General features: G+C 75.4%; 13 protein-coding genes. 7 read left to right on the forward strand and 6 right to left on the reverse strand.

Annotated features, from left to right (window positions below):
* Positions 1 to 62 precede the first annotated feature (62 nt).
* Both ABGA99_RS03925 and ABGA99_RS03930 read right to left on the reverse strand, forming a co-directional pair.
* Complete coding sequence (locus ABGA99_RS03925) at positions 63 to 614, reverse strand: DUF6643 family protein (RefSeq protein WP_347576996.1); 552 nt, start codon at positions 612 to 614, stop codon at positions 63 to 65.
* Positions 615 to 805: 191 nt separating this feature from the next.
* On the reverse strand, positions 806 to 1960 hold the full coding sequence (locus tag ABGA99_RS03930; RefSeq protein WP_347576997.1) for a glycosyltransferase: 1155 nt from the start codon (positions 1958 to 1960) through the stop codon (positions 806 to 808).
* A gap of 374 nt (positions 1961 to 2334) precedes the next feature.
* Here ABGA99_RS03930 and ABGA99_RS03935 point away from each other — a divergent pair, with 374 nt between their 5' ends.
* Genes ABGA99_RS03935 through ABGA99_RS03945 form a run of 3 tightly spaced genes read left to right on the forward strand, consistent with a single transcriptional unit; the run spans position 2335 to position 4258 of the window.
* Positions 2335 to 3135: an aspartate/glutamate racemase family protein gene (locus tag ABGA99_RS03935; RefSeq protein ID WP_347576998.1), complete on the forward strand. Its 801-nt coding sequence runs from the start codon at positions 2335 to 2337 to the stop codon at positions 3133 to 3135.
* Positions 3136 to 3181: 46 nt separating this feature from the next.
* A complete protein-coding gene (locus tag ABGA99_RS03940) occupies positions 3182 to 3712 on the forward strand; it encodes a hypothetical protein (RefSeq protein WP_347576999.1) in 531 nt (176 codons plus the stop codon).
* A 57-nt stretch (positions 3713 to 3769) separates the two neighbouring features.
* The gene (locus ABGA99_RS03945) at positions 3770 to 4258 is read left to right on the forward strand and encodes an NUDIX domain-containing protein (RefSeq protein ID WP_347577000.1); all 489 of its coding nucleotides are present in this window, start codon (positions 3770 to 3772) and stop codon (positions 4256 to 4258) included.
* A gap of 18 nt (positions 4259 to 4276) precedes the next feature.
* Here the strand turns inward: ABGA99_RS03945 and ABGA99_RS03950 are convergent, their stop codons facing one another.
* From ABGA99_RS03950 to dhaK, 4 genes are all read right to left on the reverse strand, one after another.
* Positions 4277 to 5308 (reverse strand): 2-dehydropantoate 2-reductase, encoded by a 1032-nt coding sequence (locus tag ABGA99_RS03950; RefSeq protein WP_347577001.1) that lies wholly within the window; start codon positions 5306 to 5308, stop codon positions 4277 to 4279.
* A gap of 182 nt (positions 5309 to 5490) precedes the next feature.
* The gene (locus tag ABGA99_RS03955; protein ID WP_347577002.1) at positions 5491 to 5895 is read right to left on the reverse strand and encodes a PTS fructose transporter subunit IIA; all 405 of its coding nucleotides are present in this window, start codon (positions 5893 to 5895) and stop codon (positions 5491 to 5493) included.
* On the reverse strand, positions 5888 to 6499 hold the full coding sequence (gene dhaL, locus ABGA99_RS03960) for a dihydroxyacetone kinase subunit DhaL (RefSeq protein ID WP_347577003.1): 612 nt from the start codon (positions 6497 to 6499) through the stop codon (positions 5888 to 5890). Before dhaL ends, ABGA99_RS03955 begins: the two co-directional genes overlap by 8 nt.
* 87 nt (positions 6500 to 6586) lie before the next feature.
* Entirely contained in the window at positions 6587 to 7579 is a 993-nt protein-coding gene (gene dhaK / locus ABGA99_RS03965) for a dihydroxyacetone kinase subunit DhaK (RefSeq protein WP_347577004.1), read from the reverse strand.
* 272 nt (positions 7580 to 7851) lie between these two features.
* Here dhaK and ABGA99_RS03970 point away from each other — a divergent pair, with 272 nt between their 5' ends.
* The 4 genes from ABGA99_RS03970 to ABGA99_RS03985 all read left to right on the forward strand — a co-directional run bounded on the left by ABGA99_RS03970 (position 7852) and on the right by ABGA99_RS03985 (position 14218).
* Entirely contained in the window at positions 7852 to 8634 is a 783-nt protein-coding gene (locus ABGA99_RS03970; RefSeq protein ID WP_347582151.1) for a class I SAM-dependent methyltransferase, read from the forward strand.
* Between the two features lie 123 nt (positions 8635 to 8757).
* Entirely contained in the window at positions 8758 to 9672 is a 915-nt protein-coding gene (locus ABGA99_RS03975; protein ID WP_347582152.1) for an oxygenase MpaB family protein, read from the forward strand.
* Between the two features lie 41 nt (positions 9673 to 9713).
* Positions 9714 to 12461, forward strand: coding sequence for a serine/threonine-protein kinase (locus ABGA99_RS03980; protein WP_347577007.1), 2748 nt, complete (start codon positions 9714 to 9716; stop codon positions 12459 to 12461).
* A 200-nt stretch (positions 12462 to 12661) separates the two neighbouring features.
* On the forward strand, positions 12662 to 14218 hold the full coding sequence (locus tag ABGA99_RS03985) for an NAD(P)/FAD-dependent oxidoreductase (protein ID WP_347577008.1): 1557 nt from the start codon (positions 12662 to 12664) through the stop codon (positions 14216 to 14218).
* The last annotated feature ends 79 nt before the right edge of the window (positions 14219 to 14297 follow it).

Here is a 14297-nt window from a genome sequence, read left to right on the forward strand (position 1 = left end):
TGAGGCACCACCGTAGCGCGCGCGGCGAGGTCGGCCGGCCACTGTTCAGGGCCGGCCGGTGCTCAGTAGCGCTGTCCGTCCTGGTAGTACGGCCTGGCGTACTGATCCGCGTACGTCTGCGGGGACGCCGGCCGGGCGGGCTGGGCCGGCTGCGGCGGCGCGGGCCGCGGGGCGACGGGGCGCATCGCCTCGTACCCGGGCGGCGCCGACTGCTGCTGCGGGCGCGGCTGTTGCTGCTGGGGGCGCTGCTGCTCGTACCCCTGGTCCCAGCGGGCCGGCTGCGCCTGCTGCGGGACGAACGGCTGCGGCGGGGCCGGCTGGGGGGCGGGCTGGTGGCCGTAGACCGTCGGCTGCGGGGTGTGCGCGACCTGTGTCCCGTACGGCTGGTGGGGGTGCGGCGCGGGTGCGGGGGCCGGCGCCGGTACCGGGGCGGGCGGCAGGGCGGCGCGGGGCGCGGGCAGGGCCGGCAGGTGGGGGCCGGAGTCGTACGAAGGGACCCGGATCGGGGCGATCTGGGGGGTACCCCGCTCTTCGACCAGACTGTCGTAGATCGGGGTGTCGGGGAAGGCAGGCGCGGCATAGTAGCCACTGCCGTACGGGCGGGGGGAGGTCATACCCAGTAAGTTAAGCCCACCATGTGGTCGTTGGGGAGACCGATAAGAGGGTTGTTTTGCGGGTTCGAAGTGACCGACCCTTATCAATGCGTGTCAACAAGGGTAAAACGGGCTTCTCGACGTGTTGAGATTCTGTAAAGAGCAGGTGGACGGGGGGAGTTGGGCTACTCGCGCGTACGTCACACGTACGTTCACGCGTACGTACGGCCCTTCCAGGAGGCACCCTTGCCGCGGTGATGCCGTACGGCCGAGTCCACCGTCATGAGCAGATACAGCCCGGCGGTGAACGGCAGCAACGCGGCGGCCCACGGCGGCTGTCCGTAGTACCGCAGCACCGGCAGATACGTCCCCGCCATCACGGCCCACGCAAGCGTCCCCGCGACGGCGACACCGGGCGCGCCGCCGAGGAGCCCGGCCGCGACCGCCAGCGGCGGCACGAGGTACACCAGCGCCAGCCCGCCCACGGCGGCGGCCAGCAGCAGCGGACTGTGCCGCAGTTGGGCGTACGCGCTGCGCGAGACCATCCCCCACAGCTCGGCCAGCCGGGGGTACGGCCGCACGCTGTCGACCCGTTCGGCGAGCCCCAGCCAGATCCGCCCGCCCGTCCGCTTGACCTCACGGGCCACGGACACGTCGTCGATGAGCGCCCCGCGCACCGCCTCGGGGATCCCCGCCCGGCGGGCGGCGTCGGCCTTGAGCAGAACGCACCCGCCGGCCGCGGCGGCGGTCCTGCCGCCGGCGCGGTTGACCCAGCGGAACGGGTAGAGCTGGGCGAAGAAGTACACGAACGCCGGCACGACCAGTCGCTCCCAGCCGGTCGCGGTACGCAGCCGGGCCATCTGCGACACCAGGTCGTACCCCCCGGCCTCGGCGGCGGCGACCAACTCCCGCAGGCTCTCGGGCCGGTGGGCGATGTCGGCGTCGGTGAGCAGCAGATACTCGGCGTCGGCTCGGTACGCCTGCTCGATCCCGTGCCGCAGCGCCCAGAGCTTCCCGGTCCACCCCTCCGGAGGCTCCCCGGGGGAGGAGACGGTAAGCGGGAGGGCACCGTCCCCGGCGTGGGCGGCGAGCGAACGGGCGGTCTCGGCGGTGCCGTCGGTGCTGCCGTCGTCGACGAGGAACACCCGCGCGTCCCCCGGATACGCCTGCGCCAGCAGGGAAGGCAGGCTGTCGGGCAGCACGGCGGCCTCGTCCCGCGCGGGCACGACGACGGCCACGGAGGGCCACTGCGCGAGCGGCGGCCGCAGCGGCAGCCGCACGTCGGTCCGCCAGAAGAGCCCCTGCCCGACGAGCAACCAGGCCCAGGCGGCCAGGGAGAGCACGGCGATCCACGCCAGAAGAGTCACGCGCCCAAGTCTCCCGCGCGACCCCCCGCGGAGCGAGCACCGCGGCGCGGGTCGCGGCGGACGTCGCAGCGGAATCGCTGAGACGCGGGTGGACGCCGGCGCGGCACCTGCGGCCGTAGGGCACGTGGTGCCCCTGCGCGAACCCGTCCGTGCAACTCCCCGAGCCCCGCCGCCCGCCGCCCTGCTCCCAGGCACGTGCGGCGGTCTGCCTGGCCCGACCCGCCCGCGCGCGGTTGCCGTGACGGATCGTGCGCAGTCCGGGTTCGATGCCCACCGCGGCCCCATGTGTCCCTGGCCGGCGCCCCGCGGATCGGCCGGCCCCGCCCCGTGGGACCGTGGTCCGCCTCCCTGCCGGAGGCACTAAAGTGACCGGCGTGAAGATCGCGCTTGTGGATTCCGGGCTCGGACTTCTGCCCGCCGCCGCCGCGGTGCGGCGGTTGCGGCCCGATGCGGGGCTCGTGCTGTCCTCCGACCCCGACGGCATGCCCTGGGGGCCCCGGGAGCCCGGTGACCTGGGGGAGCGGGTGCTCGCGTGTGCGCGGGCCGCCGCGGCGTACGGGCCGGACGCGCTCGTCGTCGCCTGCAACACCGCCTCCGTGCACGCCCTGCCCGCGCTGCGCGCCGAGCTGGAGCCCGCGCTGCCCGTCGTCGGCACCGTGCCCGCCGTGAAGCCCGCCGCCGCCGGCGGCGGGCCGCTGGCCGTCTGGGCGACGCCCGCCACCACCGGCAGCGACTACCAGCGCCGGCTCATCCGCGACTTCGCCGGCGGTGCCGCCGCCACCGAGGTGCCCTGCCCCGGCCTCGCCGACGCCGTCGAGCACGGCGACGAGGCCGCCGTCGACGCCGCCATCGCGGCCGCCGCCGCCCGCACTCCCCGCGACGTCACCGCCGTCGTCCTCGGCTGCACCCACTACGAGCTGGTGGGCGAGCGCATCCGCGCCGCCGTCCGGCGGCCCGCCGCCCCGCCCCCGGCGCTGTACGGCTCCGCGGGGGCGGTCGCCGGGCAGGTCCTGCGCCGTATCGGCGCCGCCCCCGACCCCGCCGCGGCGCCCTCCGGCGACCTCACCGTCCTCCTCTCCGGCCGCCCCGGCACCCTGCCGCCCGCCGCCCTGGGATACGCGGAGGGGCGGCTTCTGGCCGGCGCCCCGGCCCGCTCCGGGGCCGTGCCCGGCTAGCCGCGGCGCGCTGCCGCCACCGCCCGGCTGGCGTACCCTCGGTAACATGAAGGACGACCGCCCCCGTGTCTGGACCGGGCGGGCCACGAGCCGTGTGCAGTGGCTGCTCGCCCTGATCGGCGCTGCCTGTATGGCCCTCGGCATCGAGCTGGCCATCGCGGCGCCCTGGACCGGCGGGCTCGCCCCGCTGGTCATGTCCGTCGTCGGCTGCATCGCCGCGGGACTGCTGGTGCTGTCCGGCACCCTGGCCTTCGTGCACGTGGCGGTCAGCGTCGACGACCACGCGCTGGAGATCCGCTGCGGGCACTTCGGCCTGCCGCGCCGCCGCATCCCCCTGACCGACGTGCTCGCCGCCGACTTCGAGCCCCGTGTCACGCCCCGCCACTGGGGCGGCTGGGGCTACCGCTGGCGCCCCGGCAAGGGCACCGCCGTGGTCGTGCGCCGCGGCGAGGGCCTGGTGCTGCGGCTGGCGAACGACCACGACTTCACGATCACCGTCGACAACGCGGAAGAGGCCGTACGCGCCATCCGCGACCGCCTGCGCCATCCCCTCACCGGCGGCCCCGCCGAGGCGTAGTCCGCCGGTCACACCGCGTTTCCCGGCCGCCTGCCGGGCCCGTTTACGCTTACGACCATGGCGACACCCGACTTCATCCGCGAACTGCGCGCGACCGCCGGCCAGCAACTGCTCTTCCTCCCCGGCATCAGCGCCGTCGTCGTCGACGACGGCCGGGTGCTGCTCCACCGGCGCGCCGACACGGGCCGCTGGTCGATCGTCGGCGGCATCCCGGAGCCGGGCGAGCAGCCGGCGCAGACGGCGGTCCGCGAGGTGCGCGAGGAGACGGGCGTCGTGTGCACGGTGGAGCGGGTCGTGGGGGTGGAAGGGCTGGACCCGATCCAGTACCCCAACGGGGACAAGTGCCAGTTCATGGACATCACGCTGCGTTGCCGCGCGACGGGCGGCGAGGCCCGGGTCAACGACGACGAGGGACTGGAGGTCGGCTGGTTCGACCCGGACGCCCTGCCGGCGGACCTGGAGGACTTCGCCCGCCACCGGATCCGGCTGGCGCTGGCGGACGGCCCGACGTGGTTTGCGGAGGCGGCGGCCACACCGGGCCCGTAGGCCGCGGCCCCGCCCTCCTCAGCCCTGCGCGCCGCCCGTCGTCGCGGCCGTCAGCTCCGCCAGCAGCTCCTCGCCGCCCCACCGGCGCGGCTCGGCCGACTTGCTGGACTCCGCCTCCAGGACCAGTTCCGCCAGCCTCGCGTTCGCCGGTGCCCGCAGGCCGTGGCGCGCCGCCAGCACCGTCACCTCGCCCTGCAGCGTGTCGATCTCCGTGGTGCGGCCCCGCTGGAGGTCGTCCCACATCGACGAACGGGCCTGGGCGTCGACGCGCAGCGTCGCCGCCGCCAGGCGGCGGAAGAGCCAGTCGGGCAGGCGCAGCACCAGCGGCATGAGGCCCGGCGGCACGGGGCTCAGCCGGGCGGGGGCCAGGTTCGCCGCGCGGAAGGCGGCCAGCGCCTCGCGCTGGCACAGTGCCAGGCACGCGCGGTACGAGCGCTGGCCGAGCTGCTCCCGCAGCGGCAGGCCGGACAGTGCGTTGATCGCGTTGTTGAGGTTCATCAGCAGCTTCGCGTGCTGCACGTCGGGCATGTCGTCGCGCTGCTCGATCTCCAGCCCCGCCTGCGCCATCGCCACCACCAGCGGCGCCGAGCGCTCACCCCCGTCGACCATCAGCACGCCCGCCGTGCCCTGGTGGTACACCCCGGGGGCCGCCTGCACCACGTTGTACGGGACCATGCCCGCCAGCACCGTCCGCCCCGGCAGGCCCTCGCGCAGCACCGCCGGGTTGCGCAGCCCGTTCTGGAAGCTCACGACCGTCGCGCCGGGCGCCAGATGCCCGGCCAGTTCGCGGGCGGCCTGCACGGTCGCCGCGGACTTCACGGTGACCAGCACGTAGTCCGCCCCGGCGGCGGCCTGCGCCCCGGTCGCCAGGCGTATCTCGGCCGGTGCGACCCGGCGCTCCGCCCGGCCGCCGCCGGTCAGCAGCAGCCCGCGGGAGCGCAGTACGTCCATCGCCGCCGGCCGGCCGACTAAGGTCACGTCGGCCACCTCCGCCAGCATGCCGCCGAGATGGCAGCCGATGCTGCCCGCGCCGAACACGGCTATTTTCACGATCCCGCCCCTTCGTATCCGGCGGCGCCTGCGCGCGCACGCCGAGTCCCGCGGCGCACGCGGGCGCCGCCCGTACCTCCGACTGCCTTCCCCGCGGAGAGCGCTCCCATCCGGACCACCGCCGACGGGATCCCCCCGGGCACACCTGCCCCGGCCGCCCCAGAGCGCCCGCGGGGCCGTGCTCACACCTTGCGGTATCCGTACGCCTCCTGCGCCGCCGCCTCCACCGCGTCCAGGTCCGCCCCCGTCGACGCCGTGACCACCGCGGCCACCGCGCCCTCCACGAACGGGGCGTCCAGCAGCCGCGCGCCCGCCGGCAGTTCTTCGTTCTCCACCAGCGACTTCACCGTCAGCACCGCGCTGCCCAGATCCACCAGCAGCCCCACGCCCGCGCCCCGGTCCGCCGCCCGCGCCGCCGCCGCGATGCGGTCGGCGTCCGTGCCGAAGCCGCCGTCCGCCGTGCCGCCCGCGTGCTCGACGGCCACCGTGCCCACGCCCGCCAGCGCGACCGCCATTCCGGCGACGGACTCGGCGACCGCGGCGCTGTGCGCGACCAGCACGACGCCGACCAGCGGGCCCTCAGTCACCGGACACCCCCTCGGCCGTGTCGGCCAGCGCGCCGACGAGCAGCGCCGACGACGTCGCGCCCGGGTCCTGGTGGCCGATGCTGCGCTCGCCGAGGTACGAGGCCCGCCCCTTGCGCGCCCGCAGCGGAATGGTGTCCTGCGCGCCCTTCTCCGCCGCCGCACGCGCCGCGCCGTAGCCGTCGGCGAGCGCCGCCACGGCGGGCGTCAGCGCGTCGAGCATCGTCTTGTCGCCGGGCGCCGCGCCGCCGAGCTTGGCGACCGCGCCCACCCCCTCGTCCAGCGCGGCGCGCAGCGCCTCGTCCGTGACCTCGGCGTCGTCGCCGAGGGCCTTGCCGGTGCCGCGCAGCAGCGTGCCGTACAGCGGGCCAGAGGCGCCGCCGACCTTCGAGATCAACTGCCGTCCGGAGAGCACCAGCACCGCACCCGGCGTCTGCGGCGGCTCCTCCTCCAGGGCCGTGCGCACGGCGGTGAAGCCGCGCTTCAGGTTCGCGCCGTGGTCGGCGTCGCCGATCGCCGAGTCGAGGTCGGTGAGGCGGTCGGCCTCCCGGTCGACGGCTGCCGCCGTGGAGAGCATCCAGCGGCGGAAGAATTCCGCGTCGAGCACCTGCCGCATCCCTTCTCGTACCTGCTTCTGCCAACCCTGCCGGACCTGCCGCTACGGGACCGTGTGCGGGCCCCGTACCGCCGGGCCTCAGATCCCCCAGCGCAGCCCCGGCGTCCGTACCGGCGCGTCCCAGAGCCGCAGCAGTTCCTCGTCCGCCTGGCACAGCGTGAGCGAGCACCCCGCCATGTCCAGTGACGTCACATAATTCCCGACGAGCGTACGGGCCACCGACACCCCCCGCTCCGTCAGCGCCCGGTGCACCTCCGCGTTGAAGCCGTACAGCTCGACCAGCGGGGTCGCCCCCATGCCGTTGACCAGCGCCAGCACCGGCCCCGAAGGCCGCAGCTCCTCCAGCACGGCGTCCACCGTCACGTCCGCGATCTCGCGCGAGGTCATCATCGACCGCCGCTCGCGGCCCGGTTCGCCGTGGATGCCGATGCCCAGCTCCAGCTCGCCGTCCGGCAGGTCGAACGTGGGGCTGCCCTTGGCCGGCGTCGTGACCGCGCTCAGCGCGATGCCGAAGCTGCGCGAGGACTCCACGACCTTGCGGGCCAGCGCCTCCACCCGCTCCAGCGGCGCGCCTTCGTCGGCCGCCGCGCCGGCGATCTTCTCGACGAACAGCGTCGCGCCGACGCCGCGCCGGCCCGCCGTGTAGAGGCTGTCGGTCACCGCCACGTCGTCGTCCACAAGCACCTTGGCGACCTGGATGCCCTCGTCCTGGGCGAGGTCGGCGGCCATGTCGAAGTTCAGCACGTCGCCGGTGTAGTTCTTCACGATGAACAGCACGCCCCGGCCGGCGTCCACGGCCGCCGCGGCGCGCGTCATCTGGTCGGGGACGGGCGAGGTGAAGATCTCCCCGGCGCACGCGGCGTCCAGCATCCCGCGGCCGACGAAGCCGGCGTGCAGCGGCTCGTGCCCGGAGCCGCCGCCGGAGACCAGGCCGACCTTGTCGGTGACGGGCGCGTCCCGCCGCACCACCACCCGGTTCTCGACGTCGACCGTCAGATCGGGGTGGGCGGCGGCCATGCCGCGCAGGGCGTCCGGCACCACGGTCTCCGGCACGTTGATGAGCATTCGCATGGGTACCTCCGGTGGCGTTCGCGCCGGGTGACGATCGGCTCTGGCTTGCCCAGTATCACGGCAGCGGGGGTCCCGGTCACGCCCTGGGCAGGCGTCGGAGGTACAGCCGTACGGGAGATTTCCCGACCGTCGCCCGAACGGCCGCTCGTCGGTGCGGCCCGCTTGCGTATGCGTGTTCGGCACCTAGACTCTGCGGCCACCGTCCGGCCCGCACGCCGCTCGTCCCACACCCGTCCCACGCACGTTCCACCGCGATCCACCTGGGGTGCACCTTGCCGCGGAAAAACCTCACAGCAAACCGGACCACCCTCACCCACCGCGTCCGCTACGCCGCCCGCCACCCGGACCGCGTCCCCCGCTACCTCGCCCGCGCCGGCCGCGACGCCTGGCTGCGGCTGCGCCACCCCCGCGACCACGTCGCGTACTACCGCGCCGTGATGCGCTCCGACTCCGCCGACCCCGAGGCGGCCGTGGGCAGCAGGTCGCACGACCGCTGGCTGGCGCTGGGCAAGATGCAGTTCGACTACCTCGTGGACCACGGGCTGCGGCCGGGGGACCGCATGCTGGAGATCGGCTGCGGCAACCTGCGGGCCGGCTGGCGCTTCATCGACTACCTGGAGCGCGGCCGCTACTACGGCCTCGACATCTCCCCGGACATCCTCTTCGCCGCCCAGGACACCCTCGTGCGGCACGAACTCCAGGACAAGCTGCCGCGCCTGACACCCGTACGCGACCTGACCTTCGCCTTCCTCCCGGCCGCGCACTTCCGCGTCGTCCACGCGCACAGCGTCTTCTCGCACTCCCCGCCGCACGTCATCGACGAATGCCTCGCGCACGTCGGCCGGGTGCTGCGGCCCGACGGCTGGTTCGACTTCACCTTCGACCGTACGGAGACCGAGGAACACCACGTGCTGCGGGAGGACTTCTACTACCGCACCGAGACGCTGGTGGCGATGGCGGAGAAGCACGGGCTGCGGGCGGAGTTCATGGCGGACTGGGAGAAGCTGCCGCACGGCCAGTCCAAGATCCGCGTACGCCCCCCTGCCGGCTCCTGACCCCGGGCGCTCCTTCCGCCCGTACGAACCGGGCCGGCACCCGGACCCGGGCGTGCACGCCCGGCGGGTGACAATGGGCCCAGCGCACGGCGGGCGCCCGCGCGCCGTTGGGGAGGGGTCCGTATGGGCGTGCCCGAAGGCGAACCGGATCCGGGGCTGTTCGGGCCCGCCTCTGTGACCTGGCAGTTGCACAGCGACCCGGTGATGTGGATCGGCGGAGTCCGCGCGCTCTACCTCCAGGCCCTGCACCCGCGCGCCGTACGCGGCGTCATGCAGAACTCCGACTTCCGCGCCGACGCCTGGGGCCGGCTCATGCGCACCGCCGCCTTCGTCGGCACCGTCACCTACGCCGCCGCCCCCGCCGCGGAACGCGCCGGCGCGCGCGTCCGCGGCATCCACCGCCGGCTGCACGCCGTCGACCCCGCCACCGGCGACCGCTACCGCGTCGACGAGCCCGCGCTGCTGCTCTGGGTCCACTGCGCCGAGATCGACTCCTACCTCCACGTCGCCCGCCGCTCCGGCCTGACGATCCCCGACGCGTACGCCGACGCCTACATACGCGAACAGCGCACCGCCGCCCGCCTCGTGGGCCTCGATCCGGCCGCCGTCCCCGGTGACACCGCCGCCCTCGCCGCCTACTTCGACGGCGTCGCCCCCGAACTGGCCGCCACCCCCGAATCCGCCGACGTCGACGCCTTCCTGCGCCGCCCGCCCGTCAACGCGCTCCTCGTCCCCGCCCGCACGCTCCTCTGGCGCCGGGTCGCCGGCCTCGCCTACGCCACGCTGCCGCCGATCGCCCACGCTCTCTACGGCCGCCCCGCGCCCCCGCCCGCCGTGGTCGACCGCAGGCTGCGCGCGACGGCCGCGCTCCTGCGCGCCATACCGGCCGGGCTGCGGTGGCGGCTGCCGCCGCGAAACATACTGAAAGCCATGGACCGTCTCGGTCCCCCGTCGCGGCCCTCACCTTCCACGCTCGTACGAACGGCAGCCATACTGGACGAGTCGGGGGATAAGGCCACGGGTAACAGCCACGAGTGACGACGAGGCGGCGACAGCGACAGCGGGGGCGGCAGGGGGAGATGGCGGAGACCAGGCTGATCCAGGGCCGCTACCGGCTGCTCGAACTCCTCGGCCGCGGCGGCATGGGCGAGGTCTGGCAGGCCCGTGACGAGTCCCTGGGCCGTCGCGTGGCGGTCAAGTGCCTGAAGCCCGCGGGCCCGCACCGCCAGGGGCACCCGCTCTCCACGGCGATACAGGAACGCTTCCGCCGCGAGGCCCGCGTCGCGGCGCTGCTCCAGCACCGCGGCGTCACCGTCGTGCACGACTTCGGCGAGGACGAGGGCGTGCTGTACCTCGTCATGGAGCTGCTGCAGGGCCGCAACCTCAGCCAGTTGCTGGAGGCGGGCGGGCACCGGCCGCTGCCGGTCGAGGAGATCATCGACATCGCGGAGCAGGTCGCGGCGGCCCTCGCGTACACCCATGACCAGGGCGTCGTCCACCGGGACCTGAAGCCCGCCAACATCATGCGCCTCGGCGACGGCACGGTGAAGATCCTCGACTTCGGCATCGCCCGCCTCGCGCACGACATCGGCTTCACCTCCCGCCTCACCGGCGCGGGCGGCATGGCCATGGGGACCCCGCACTACATGTCGCCGGAGCAGATCTCCGGCGGCGGGGGCATCGACCACCGCAGCGACCTCTATTCGCTGGGCTGCGTCCTGTACGAACTCGCCACCGGCGTCCCTCCGTTCGACATGGACGACGCCTGGGCGATCCTGGTCGGCCACCGCGACACCCCGCCCGAGCCGCTGCGCACGCACCGCCCGGAGATCCCGGAGCCGCTGGAACGGGTGGTGCTGGACCTGCTGGCGAAGGCCCCGGAGGACAGACCCTCGGACGCGGGCGACTTGTCGACGCGGCTGCGGCGCAGCCGCGCTGCGGCGGAGGCCGCGGGCCGGGGCAGCGAGGTGGGGCAGGGGAGCGGCGGAGGCCGGGAGAGCGGCGGGGTGCAGGGGAACGGAAACCACCGCGAGAGCGGAGTCGACGGGCAGGCCGGGGAGAGAGGGGCGACCCCGGGGGAGAGCCGGGGGAGCGGTGAGGCCGGGTTGCCGGCGTGGACGGCGGGCATCACCGCGGGCGCCCGCTCCGTACGCGCGCCCCGTGCGACCCCGGCGCACGGCCGTCCGGCGGACGCGCTGCTACGCACCTGGCCACCGACGAACGGCACGGCCCCCGCCCCGACGACGCCCCCGCCCACATGGCCCGAACGCGGCACGGGCCCCGGCATGCCCGCGAACGGCGCCTACGGCCCCGGCGGGGCGCACCCGGACCCGGGCACCGGCGGGGCCCACGGCTCCGGCGGCACGCCGCCCCCGGCCACCGCCTACGCCCCCGGCCCACCTCCGCCGTACGGTCCGGTCCCCGGCGGAGCCCACGGCCCGGGCGATACCCCCGAGCCCGGCCACCACCCCGGTGCGCACGCGCCGGGTCCCGGTGCCGCCCCCGGCTCCGGCGGGCCGTACGGCCCGGCCGGTGCCCCCAGCGTGCACGGCCCCCTCCCCGACGCCTCCGGTGGCGCCTCCGGGCACCACCCCTTCTCCCACGCGCCCCCCTCCTCCCACACCCCGCCCCACTCCACCCACCCGCCGCACCCCTACGCACCCCCCACCACCTCGCCCGGCAACCCCACCACCCCGCCACACGTCCTCGACGCCTTCGCCGGGCGCCACGACGCCGCCGTCAGCCTCGCCCGGCTCGGCCGGTGGGAAGAAGCCGCCGCCGCCCACCGCGCCCTCGGCGCGGAACGCGGCGCCGCGCTCGGTGCCGACCACCCCGACACCCTCGCCTCCCGCCACCAGACCGGCCTGTGCCTCGCCCGGCTCGGGCGCACCGCCGAGGCGCTGGAGGAGTTCAGGACCGCCGCCGCAGGCAGGGAGCGGCGCCTCGGCAGGGAGCACGTCGACACGCTCGCCGTCCGGCAGGAGACCGCGTATGCCCTCGGGCAGCTCAACCGGCACGCCGAGGCGCTGGAGGTCTACGGCGGCGTGCTCGCCGACCGCGAGCGGACCATGGGTTACGAGCACCCCGACACCCTGCGCTGCCGCCACAACCTCGCGTACACCCTCAGCCGCCTCGGCCGCTACGAGGAGTCGTACCGCGTCGCCAGCGAGGTCACCGCCGTCCGCACCCGCGTCCTCGGTGCCGACCACCCCGACACCCTCGTCACCCGCTACGAGGTCGGCCACGCGCTCGGGAGCCTCGGCCACTGGGAGCAGGCCCTCGCGACGTACCGCGAGGTCGCCGCCGCCCGCGCCGCCACCCTCGGCCGCGACCACCCCGACACCCAGGCCGCCCGCTACGAGGCGGGCATCTGCCTCGGCCGCCTCGGCCGGCACGAGGAAGCCCTCGGCCACTACGAGACCCTCATCGCCGACCGCACGCAGATTCTCGGCACCCGCCACCCCGAGACGCTCCGCGCCCGCCACATCCGCTGCGTCACCCTCGGCCGCCTCGGCCGCTGGCAGGAGGCCCTGACGGAGGCCCGCGAGGTCACGGCGGTACGCGAACGGGCCCTCGGCCCCGAACACGCCGACACCCTCGCGGGCCGCCGTGAGATCGCCGTCGCGCTGGGCTGGCTGAACCGCTGGGCGGAGGCGCTGACGGTCCACCGCGAGGTCGCCCGCGCCCGCGAACGCACCCTGGGCGCGGCGCACTCGGAGACCCTGTCCAGCCGCCACGACGAGGCCCACTGCCTGGAGCAACTGGGCCGCACGGCAGAGGCGGCGGAGGTCTACCGCCTGGCGGCCTCCCGCCGGGCATCGGGCTGAACCCCGGAGCCTCGCGCCTCTCCCTGCCGGCACCGCCCCTCCACCCACCTTCGGGCACCCACCTTCGGGCACCCACCTTCGGGCACCCACCTTCCGACACCCGCCCTTCCGCACCCGCCCCCCGGCACCCGCCCCCGGTCGCCGCCCGCAGGGCCCTCGTGTCCCCTGGCCCGCCGCGATCTTCCGTGTTACCAAGAGCCATGTCCCTCCGTAGCAGCTACGACGCCGTCGTCGTCGGCGGCGGTCACAACGGGCTCGTCGCCGCCGCCTACCTCGCCCGTGCCGGGCGGTCCGTGCTCGTGCTGGAGCGTCTGGACCACACCGGCGGCGCCGCCGTGTCCGCCCGTACGTTCCCCGGTGTCGACGCCCGGCTGTCGCGCTACTCGTATCTCGTCAGCCTCCTGCCCCGCGCCATCGTCGACGACCTCGGGCTCGCCTTCGCCGTGCGCAAGCGCGCCGTCTCCTCCTACACCCCCGCCGTCCGGGACGGCCGGCCCACCGGGCTCCTGGTCGAGACCGACCCCGGCTCCGTCACCCGGGAGTCCTTCGCCGCCCTGACCGGCGGTGACCACGAGTTCGACGCCTGGCGGCGGTTCTACGGCATGACGCAGGACGTCGCCGCGCGCGTCTTCCCCACCCTCACCGAGCCCCTGCCCACCCGCGGCGAGCTGCGCGCCCGGATCGGCGACGACGACGCCTGGCGCGCGCTCTTCGAGCGGCCCCTGGGCGAGATCGTGGAGGAGACCTTCGCCGACGACCTCGTGCGCGGTGTCGTCCTCACCGACGGGCTCATCGGCACCTTCGCCTCCGCCCACGACCCGTCCCTCGCCCAGAACCGCTGCTTCCTCTACCACGTCGTCGGCGGCGGCACCGGCGACTGGGACGTCCCCGTCGGCGGCATGGGCGCCTTCACCGACGCCCTCGCGACCACCGCGCGCGCGGCGGGCGCGGAGATCGCCACCGGTCACGAGGTCGTCCGCCTGGACACGGACGGCGAGCAGGCGGAGGTCACGTACCGGACGGCGGACGGCGAAGGGACGGTCGCCGCGGGCACCGTGCTCGTCGGCGCCTCACCCGTCGCCCTCGCCGCGCTCCTCGACGAGGACCCGCCGCACCCCGCCCCCGAGGGCGCGCAGCTCAAGGTGAACATGCTGCTGCGACGCCTCCCGCGGCTGCGCGACGAGCGCGTGGACCCCCGGCAGGCGTTCGCCGGTACGTTCCACATCGCGGAGGGCTACGCGGACCTGGAAAGCGCCTATCGGGAGGCCGCCGCCGGCGGGCTGCCGCAGGCGCCGCCGTCCGAGATCTACTGCCACTCGCTGACCGACCCGTCGATCCTCGCCGACGACCTGGTCCGCGACGGCTACCAGACCCTCACCCTCTTCGGCCTCCACACCCCCGCCCGCCTCTTCGCCGACGACAACGACGCCGCACGGGACGAGCTGCTGCGCGCCACCCTCGCCCAACTCGACGCCCACCTCGCCGAGCCCCTGGCCGACTGCCTCGCCACCGACGCCGACGGCCGCCCCTGCATCGAGGCGAAGACCCCGCTCGACCTGGAGCGCGACCTGCGGCTCCCGGGCGGCAACATCTTCCACCGCGAGCTGGCGTTCCCGTACGCGACCAAGGAGACGGGCCGCTGGGGCGTGGAGACGCAGCACGCGAACGTGCTGCTGTGCGGGGCGGGCGCGGTACGAGGCGGGGGAGTGAGCGGGATCCCGGGCCACAACGCGGCGATGGCGGCGCTGGGGCGGTAGGCCGGGGGCGCGTGCCCGCCACCCCGTCCCGTACGAAGCCGGCGCGGGGGCCGCCGTGAAGCGCCCCCCGCGCCCGCGG

This window comes from Streptomyces sp. B5E4, assembly GCF_039871555.1.
GTDB lineage: Bacteria > Actinomycetota > Actinomycetes > Streptomycetales > Streptomycetaceae > Streptomyces.

What these genes read in the sequence shown, in the direction of transcription:
- ABGA99_RS03980 (WP_347577007.1), top strand. Translation starts at nt 9,714, where the DNA reads ATGGCGGAGACCAGGCTGATCCAGGGCCGCTACCGGCTGCTCGAACTC.
- ABGA99_RS03925 (WP_347576996.1), bottom strand. Translation starts at nt 614, where the DNA reads ATGACCTCCCCCCGCCCGTACGGCAGTGGCTACTATGCCGCGCCTGCC.
- ABGA99_RS03975 (WP_347582152.1), top strand. Translation starts at nt 8,758, where the DNA reads ATGGGCGTGCCCGAAGGCGAACCGGATCCGGGGCTGTTCGGGCCCGCC.
- ABGA99_RS03940 (WP_347576999.1), top strand. Translation starts at nt 3,182, where the DNA reads ATGAAGGACGACCGCCCCCGTGTCTGGACCGGGCGGGCCACGAGCCGT.
- ABGA99_RS03945 (WP_347577000.1), top strand. Translation starts at nt 3,770, where the DNA reads ATGGCGACACCCGACTTCATCCGCGAACTGCGCGCGACCGCCGGCCAG.
- ABGA99_RS03985 (WP_347577008.1), top strand. Translation starts at nt 12,662, where the DNA reads ATGTCCCTCCGTAGCAGCTACGACGCCGTCGTCGTCGGCGGCGGTCAC.
- dhaK (WP_347577004.1), bottom strand. Translation starts at nt 7,579, where the DNA reads ATGCGAATGCTCATCAACGTGCCGGAGACCGTGGTGCCGGACGCCCTG.